Annotated in this window: 1 protein-coding gene; it reads left to right on the top strand. The window is 48.3% G+C overall.

Annotation, left to right across the window (positions count from 1 at the left end; translation table 11 throughout):
- Positions 1-511, top strand: a 511-nt coding sequence (locus tag R7Q11_RS29565) for an FAD-dependent oxidoreductase (RefSeq protein ID WP_225467388.1), incomplete at both ends; no start/stop codon positions are given.

Below are 511 nucleotides of genomic sequence, written 5' to 3'. Positions count from 1 at the left end.
CGAATTCAATAGCAACCCGCTATTTTGCAGAAACAACACCAGCCTTCATGCAACATTTTCTGACATTTTAGGCCATGCAAAAACGGTCATCGATAAACAAACTCGCCTTCGTCAGGGGTTTTACGACCGCAATGACTGCACGCTGCTGTTCGGTACTGCACGTTTTATCGATACGCACTCTACCGCGGTAATGCAAAATGACGGTACGGAAGAAATCTACTCGGCCGATAAATTTGTCATCGCGACGGGCTCTCGGCCTTACCGACCAAACGATGTCGACTTCTTGCATGAACGAATCTACGACAGTGACTCTATCCTGAGCCTGAAACACGACCCTCGTCATATCATCATTTATGGTGCAGGCGTTATCGGTTGTGAGTACGCCTCTATCTTCCGCGGACTTGGTGTGAAAACCGACCTAATCAATACCCGGGATCGTTTGTTGGAGTTCTTGGATAACGAAGTGTCCGATGCCCTGTCTTACCACTTCTGGAACAGCGGCGTTGTCATT

It is taken from the genome of Vibrio sp. 970 (assembly GCF_033339075.1).
Note: the sequence above shows the minus strand (reverse complement) of the source record. Positions and strands in the feature narration are given on the sequence as shown.